This is a genomic window from Nocardioides sp. GCM10030259, assembly GCF_042666375.1.
Taxonomy (GTDB): domain Bacteria; phylum Actinomycetota; class Actinomycetes; order Propionibacteriales; family Nocardioidaceae; genus Nocardioides.
On record NZ_JBHTDF010000005.1, the window covers coordinates 42,581 to 49,891 of the forward strand.

6 protein-coding genes are annotated in these 7,311 nt (G+C 71.0%); 4 read left to right on the forward strand and 2 right to left on the reverse strand.

Features of this window, described 5'->3' with window-relative positions; translation table 11 throughout:
* Window positions 1-44: 44 nt before the first annotated feature.
* Window positions 45-1,496, forward strand: coding sequence for an AAA family ATPase (locus ACFQQI_RS04720; RefSeq protein ID WP_378558688.1), 1,452 nt, complete (start codon window positions 45-47; stop codon window positions 1,494-1,496).
* Here ACFQQI_RS04720 and leuS read toward each other — a convergent pair whose 3' ends face one another.
* Window positions 1,497-3,968 (reverse strand): leucine--tRNA ligase, encoded by a 2,472-nt coding sequence (gene leuS / locus ACFQQI_RS04725; protein WP_378558690.1) that lies wholly within the window; start codon window positions 3,966-3,968, stop codon window positions 1,497-1,499. It lies immediately after the preceding gene.
* A 175-nt stretch (window positions 3,969-4,143) separates the two neighbouring features.
* Window positions 4,144-4,761 (reverse strand): TetR/AcrR family transcriptional regulator, encoded by a 618-nt coding sequence (locus tag ACFQQI_RS04730; RefSeq protein WP_378558692.1) that lies wholly within the window; start codon window positions 4,759-4,761, stop codon window positions 4,144-4,146.
* A 176-nt stretch (window positions 4,762-4,937) separates the two neighbouring features.
* On the opposite strand from ACFQQI_RS04730, the gene ACFQQI_RS04735 reads away from it, so the two are divergent.
* The 3 genes from ACFQQI_RS04735 to ACFQQI_RS04745 form a co-directional block, all read left to right on the forward strand.
* Window positions 4,938-5,735 (forward strand): SDR family NAD(P)-dependent oxidoreductase, encoded by a 798-nt coding sequence (locus tag ACFQQI_RS04735; RefSeq protein WP_378558694.1) that lies wholly within the window; start codon window positions 4,938-4,940, stop codon window positions 5,733-5,735.
* Window positions 5,736-5,737: 2 nt separating this feature from the next.
* Complete coding sequence (locus tag ACFQQI_RS04740) at window positions 5,738-6,880, forward strand: DUF5938 domain-containing protein (RefSeq protein WP_378558696.1); 1,143 nt, start codon at window positions 5,738-5,740, stop codon at window positions 6,878-6,880.
* A 2-nt stretch (window positions 6,881-6,882) separates the two neighbouring features.
* Window positions 6,883-7,311 (forward strand): AMP-binding protein (locus tag ACFQQI_RS04745; RefSeq protein WP_378558698.1); only part of this gene is annotated, 429 nt, incomplete at its 3' end.

The following is a 7,311-nucleotide window of genomic DNA, read 5'->3' on the forward strand; positions in this document are numbered from 1 at the left end:
GAACTCCCGCGCACGAACGATGGCGGACCGGCACACTTCCGTGCGTGAGCCACTTCACCGTCCTCAGCGGACCGGACCTCCCTCCCGGCGACGACACGTCGTTCCGGGTCTCCGACCTGGGCGGCTACGGGCGGATGCTGGTCCGCCGCTTCGTGCACCAGGCGCGCGCCGCCGACCAGCCGACCTTCCGCACGCTCGTCGCCGACCACCTCGGCGTCCCGGTGCAGGATCTCGCGGTCACCGAGGAGGCCTGGCCGGGCTACGAGCACGTCAACGTCCAGGGCGCCCTGGACGCCTGGCTCGCGGCGCCGGGGCGCAACCACAGCCTCGTCGGGCTCAGGGACTACCGCCACCGGGGGTCCTTCGGGCTCGCGGACCTCATCGGCCAGGACGCCGTCCAGCAGCTCCACGGCCCGCGTCCCGGCAACATCACCCGGGTCACGCTGCCGTCCGGGCCGGACGGCCAGACCCGTGAGTGCCTGCGCGCCGCGCTGGTGCTCGCCGAGGACGGCGCCGACCGGCTCGCGCTCCTGGTGCGCGGCCCCGACCACGACAGCGAGCACCGCAGCGTCAGCGTCGAGGTCGTCGCCAACCGGCCCGAGGCCGCGGCGGCGCTGACCGCCGAGCTGCGCGAGCTCGCCCTCACTCTCAACGTCTACCGGGGCCAGGTGGTCTCCTTCGGGCGCAGCATGTTCGGCGAGCGCTCCGCGCTGCTGCGCATCCACGAGCGCCCGACGATGTCGCCCGACGACCTGATCCTGCCGACGGAGACCTTCGCCGACGTACGTCGCCAGGTGGTCGGCGTCGCTCACAGCCGCGACCGCCTCCGCGCGGCCGGCCAGCACCTCAAGCGCGGGCTGCTGCTCTACGGCCCGCCGGGCGTCGGCAAGACCCACACGGTCCGCTACCTGGTCAGCCAGCTGGCCGACACGACGATCATCGAGCTGACCGGCGAGACCCTCGGCGCCATCCGCGACGCGTGCTCGATCGCCCGCGCCCTCCAGCCGGCGATGATCATCGTCGAGGACGTCGACCTGATCGCGCAGCAGCGGGACCACTACGGCGGCGAGACCCTCCTGCTCTTCACGCTGTTCAACGAGATGGACGGACTGGCCGAGGACGCGGACGTCGTCTTCCTGCTGACCACCAACCGCGCCGACCTGCTGGAGCCGGCGCTCGCCGCCCGCCCGGGACGCGTCGACCAGGCGGTCCACGTCGACCTGCCGGACCGCGAGTCGCGTCGCCGCCTCGTCGAGCTCTACCGCGGCGCGCTCGACGTCGACCTGAGCCGCATCGACGACGTGCTCGACCGCACCGACGGCGTGACCGCCTCCTTCATCAAGGAGCTGCTGCGCCGGGCCGCCGTCATCGCGGCCGAGCGGGCGCCCGACGCCGACCTGCGCGTCACCGCAGACGACGTGGACGCCTCGCTGTCGGAGCTCCTCGACACCCGCAACCAGATGACGCGGTCGGTGCTGGGCTACCGGTCGGAGTGATCAGACGACGACGTTGACCAGCTTCGGCGCGCGCACGATCACCTTGCGCACCTGCCGGCCGTCGATCGCCTTCACGACCCCCGGGTCCGCCAGCGCCAGCTGCTCCAGGTCGGCCTCGGTGATGTCCGGGGCGACCTCCAGGCGCGCCTTGACCTTGCCCTGGATCTGGACGACGGCGGTGACCGACTCCTCGACCAGCAGCGCCGGGTCGACGGCCGGCCAGCCCGCCTTGGCGACGGTCGGCCGGTGGCCCAGCCACTCCCACATCTCCTCGGCGGTGAACGGCGCGACCAGCGACAGCAGGATCGCCACGGCCTCGGCGGCCTCGCGTACGGCGGGGTCGGCCGGGCCGCAACCCGAGTCGATCGCCTTGCGGGTGGCGTTCACCAGCTCCATGACCCGCGCGACCATGACGTTGAACCGGTAGGACTCGATCAGCTCGGCCGCCTCGTGCACCGTGTGCGCGGTGACCCGGCGCAGCGCGACGTCGCCGCCCTCGGCGGCGGTGCCGGGCTCCGAGGTGACGTCACCGGACAGCCGCCAGGCGCGCTGCAGGAAGCGCAGCGACCCCGCGGGCGACATGTCGGCCCAGTCGATGTCGTCCTCCGGCGGGCCGGCGAAGACCAGCGTCAGGCGTACGGCGTCCACTCCGTAGGCCGCAAGTTGGTCCCCCAGACTGACGCCGTTGCCCAGCGACTTGCTCATCTTGCGGCCCTGGTTGATGACGATGCCCTGGTTCAGCTGGGAGGCGAACGGCTCGCCCACGTCCAGCATCCCCATGTCCCGCAGCACCTTGGTGAAGAAGCGTGCGTACAGCAGGTGCAGGACGGCGTGCTCGACGCCGCCGACGTAGATGTCGGCCGGCATCCACGCCTTGGCCTTCTCGACGTCGAAGGGTCCGTCGGTGTAGTCCGGCGAGCAGTAGCGCAGGAAGTACCACGACGAGTCGACGAACGTGTCCATCGTGTCGCTGTCCCGCTTCGCCGGACCGCCGCACGTGGGGCACTCCACGTCGACCCACTCCGTGGCGGCCGCCAGCGGCGAGACGCCCTTGGGCTTCAGGTCGGCACCGCGCAGCTCCGGCAGCTCCAGCGGCAGCTGGTCGTACGGTACGGCGACCTCGCCGTCCTTCTCGCAGTGGATGATCGGGATCGGCACGCCCCAGTAGCGCTGGCGGCTCAGCAGCCAGTCGCGCAGCCGGAAGTTGACCGCGCCCTTGCCGGTCCCCTGCTGCTCCAGGAAGTCGATGGTCGCCCGCTTCGCGGCGGCGACGTCCAGGCCGTTGATGTCCAGCGCGGCGTCGACCCCGGGCGACGGGGAGTTGATCGCCGGCCCCTCGCCGTGGAAGGCCTCGCCCTCGAAGCCCTCCGGCGTCTGCGTCGTCCGGATGATCTCCAGGCCCATCACCGTCGCGAACTCCCAGTCGCGCTGGTCGCCGCCGGGCACGCCCATCACCGCGCCGGTGCCGTAGTCGGCCAGCACGTAGTCGGTCGCCCAGACCGGGATCTGCTCACCGGTGACCGGGTTGGTCGCCGTGACGCCCAGGTCGACGCCGGTCTTCGGCCGGTCGGTGGAGAGCCGCTCGATCTCGGTCTCCTTGCGGATCTCCTCGCGGTAGGCCTCGAAGGCGTCCCGCTGACCGTCGGTCACCAGCTCCTCGGCCAGCGCGGAGTCGACGGCGACGACCATGAACGTCGTACCGAAGATCGTGTCCGGACGCGTGGTGTAGACGGTGATCGGCTCGTCGCGCCCCTGGACGGCGAAGTCGACGTGGGCACCCTCGGAGCGGCCGATCCAGTTGCGCTGCGCGGTGACGACCCGCGGCGGCCACGTGGGCTCCAGCCGGTCCAGCTCGTCCAGCAGCTCCTGGGCGTACTCGGTGATCTTGAAGTACCACTGGGTCAGCTCGCGCTTGGTGACGTCGGCGCCGCAGCGCTCGCACCTGCCGTCGACGACCTGCTCGTTGGCCAGCACGGTCTGGTCGTTGGGGCACCAGTTGACCGGGCTGTTGCGGCGGTAGGCCAGCCCGCGCTCGCGGAACTTCAGGAACAGCCACTGGGTCCAGCGGTAGTACTCCGGGTCGGAGGTGTGCAGCCGGCGCGACCAGTCGAACGAGATGCCGTAGCGCTTGAAGGACTCGTACTGCGTCTCGATGTTCGCGTAGGTGTACGTCGCGGGGTGCTCGTCGTTGCGGATCGCGGCGTTCTCGGCGGGCAGGCCGAAGGAGTCCCAGCCCATGGGGTTCAGGACCTCGTAGCCGCGCTGCCACCAGTAGCGCGCGATCACGTCGTGCAGCGCCGTCACCTCGGCGTGACCCATGTGCAGGTCGCCGCTCGGGTAGGGGAACATCGTCAGCGCGTACTTCTTCTCGCGCGGCGACTCGTCGTCGGCACGGAAGGGCTGCAGCTCGTCCCAGACGGGCAGCCACTTCTCCTGCACCTGCTCGACGTCGTACGTCTCCTGCTCGCTCATCTCGATCTCTCTTCGCGTTCGGTGGGGACTCTGCTCGCTCCCGGCCCGAGGCACAAAAAAACCCCTCGGGCGTGAGGGGTGGCCGCACTGGAGGTGGTCAGTGCGGCTGCGTAAGGAGCAGGTTCCTGCGCATGCGCCTAGGGTACCCGAGGTCGCCCGCCGGCGCCGACCCGCGTCACGGGCGCAGCATCAACGGCATGAGCTCGTGGACCTGGGCGGCCATCGACTCCTCGGCCCCGGCCGCGCCGGTCAGGTGGCCGAGCAGGGCCTGCTGGAAGAGCCCGTCGAGCACGCCGTACGCCGCGGCGGGGGACATCGCGACCGCGCGACCGGAGAGCTCGGCGTAGCGACTCACGATCCGCCAGATCATGTCCTCGAGCGTCCCGTCGATCATGAGCACGGCCTCGCGGAGCTTCTCCTCGAACATGCTCTGGGTGCGCAGGTCGTACCAGAGCCGGTGCATGGCCGCCTCCTCGCGGAGGGTCTCGACCAGCTTGGCCGCGAACGCGTCGAGCAGTCCCTCGGCCGTGGTCGACTCCGCCACGACCGCGTCGTAGCGGGTCACGCACCGCGCCTTGTAGTAACGCACGCAGTAGACGATCAGCTCGAGCTTGTCGGAGAAGTAGTAGTGCACGACCCCGTGGCTGAACTCCGAGTTGTTGGCGATCTCGCGGAGGCTGGTGCGGGCGTAGCCGAGCTCGCCGAGGGTCCGCAGCGCCGACTCGGCGAGCTGGTTGCGGCGCTCGTCGTACTTGTCGGCCGGGGCGCGTCGCGCCTCCCTGGTGCCTGCCACCGCCCATCTCCTCCCGCGTGGTCGGGCGTCACTGTACGCGACCGACGCCGGTCCCGGTCGTCGATCTTGACGATTGTCCAGAATTGTCTTGACGAATGTCCAGCAAAGTCTTGACAGTCGTCAAGGGGTGCCGCCTACCTTGTGACGACCACCACGTCGCCTCCCGAGGAGCTCCCATGACCGCAGTCGATCTCACGGGCCGCACGGCGCTCGTCACCGGAGGCGCCCAGGGCCTCGGCGAAGGCATGGCGCACGCCCTCGCGTCGGCCGGCGCCAGGGTCGTCGTCGCCGACCTCCAGGACGACCTCGGGGCCAAGGTCGCCGACACGCTGCCGGGCGAGGGCCATGGGTTCGTCCACCTCGACGTCACCGACGAGGGCAGCTGGGAGAACGCGGTCAACGCCGCGGCCGCGGACTTCGGCGGCCTCGACGTACTCGTCAACAACGCCGGCGTCGAGATCAGCAGCCTGATCGTCGACGTCGAGCCGAAGGACATCCGCACGATGCTGGACGTGAACGTCCTCGGCACCGCGCTCGGCCTCAAGTGGGGACTGCGCGCGATGCGCCCCGACGGCGTCGCCGGCCGGGGCGGCAGCATCGTCAACGTCGCGTCCGTCGCCGCGACGATCGCGTTCCCCGGCATCCCGATCTACTCCGCCACCAAGTCCGCGGTCGACCGGCTCACCCGCGTCGCCGCGATGGAGGCCGGCAAGCTCGGGTACGGCGTCCGCGTCAACTGCGTCTACCCCGGCCTCGTGCCGACCGCGATGGGGCAGGGGCTGGCGGTCGACATGGCCCGACTCGGGCTCTTCGAGTCACCCGAGGCCGCCGTCGAGGCCGTCGTCGGTCTCACGCCGTCCGGCCGGCTCGGCGAGGTCGCCGACATGGCGGACGCCGTCGTCTTCCTCGCGTCCGACCAGGCGCGCTTCGTCAACGGCGTCGGCCTCCCGGTCGACGGCGGGATGGGGATGTGACCATGAGCGAGCCCAGCACCTCCTCTCGGCCGGTCGTCGTCTACGGCGCCTCCGGCTACACCGGCCGGCTGATCTGCGAGTACCTCCGTGAGTACCACGTCCCGTTCGTGGCCGCCGGCCGCGACGAGGGGCGGCTGAAGAGCTCCATGGAGTCGAACGTCGCCGGCATCGAGACCGCCGACTACGAGGTCGCCGCGTGCGACGGCAGCCCGGAGGCCCTGGCCGAACTGTTCGCGGGCGCCTCGGTGGTCTGCAACACCGTCGGTCCCTTCAGCCAGCTCGGCCCGGCCGTCGTCGAGGCGGCGCTCGCCGCCGGCGTCCACTACCTCGACACCACCGGCGAGCAGGACTGGCTGATCACCTGCGACGAGCGGTACGGCGCCGACTACGCGGCCGCCGGGCTGCTGCTGGCGCCCGGCGTCGCGCAGATGTACACGACCGGCGAGATCGCCGCCGAGATCGCGCTCGAGCGGCCCGGCCTCGACACCCTCGACATCGCGGTCTTCTGGGGCGGCAGCCCCACCGTCGCCTCGACGCTGACCATCCTGGTCAACGCGGCGCTGGCCGGCGCCTACTACCTCGAGCAGAACCAGTACGTCCCCTGGGACTCCGGCGCCGGGCTCTACCAGCTCGCCATCCCCGGCCAGCACGAGCTGGCGCTCGCGCTTCCGTGGGGCGGCACCTCGCACCCGGTCTGGTTCAAGAAGGACCCGCGCGTCGCCACCTGCAAGGTGCTCGGCGGCGTGTTCAACAAGCCGCTGATGCTGGGGGTGCCGCAGATCGTGGCCGCCGCGGTCGAGGCGACCAAGGACATGGCGCCGGACGAGAAGTACGCCGCGCTCACCGCCACCGCGTCGCAGGTGATGAGCGAGATGCCTCCTCGCGAGAACCCGCGCCTGAACAAGTCGCTCGACTCGGTGCACGCCTCCGGACCCCTCGGGCGCGCGCACTGCGTCATCCACGGCAACCAGAACTACAAGCAGACCGGGGCGCTTCAGGCGTACGCGGCGTACTCGCTGCTCCAGCAACCCCCGAAGCGGGTCGGCTTCGCCTCGGGCTGCCAGGCGTTCGGCCACCGCGAGCTGCTCGGGGTGCTGCGCGGCTTCGGCCTGGTCTCGGAACCCGTGCTGACGGTCCAGGGCTGACCGTGCGTCTCGCGGACTACCTCGACAAGGGCGCCTCGCTCGATCCGAACGCCCCCTGCCTGACGACCGACGGCGTCTCGCAGACGTACGGCGAGGTGCGCGACCTGAGCGGGCGGATCGCCGCCGCGCTGGTCGGGCACGGCGTCCGGCCGGGCGACAAGGTCGCGATCCTGTCGGCGAACGACCCGCTGGCGTTCACGTGCGTCTTCGGCATCAGCCGCGCCGGAGCCGTGTGGTGCCCTATCAACCCCCGCAACGAGGCCGCCGAGAACCAGGAGCTGCTGGACCTCTTCGAGTGCGTCACGTTGTTCTTCCAGGAGCGGTTCGCGCCGCTGGTGCAGCAGATCAGTGGAGACCTCCCCCACCTCACCACGCTGGTCTGCCTGGATGCCGAGGTGCCCGGCGCGCTCTCCTGGGAGGACTTCGTGGCC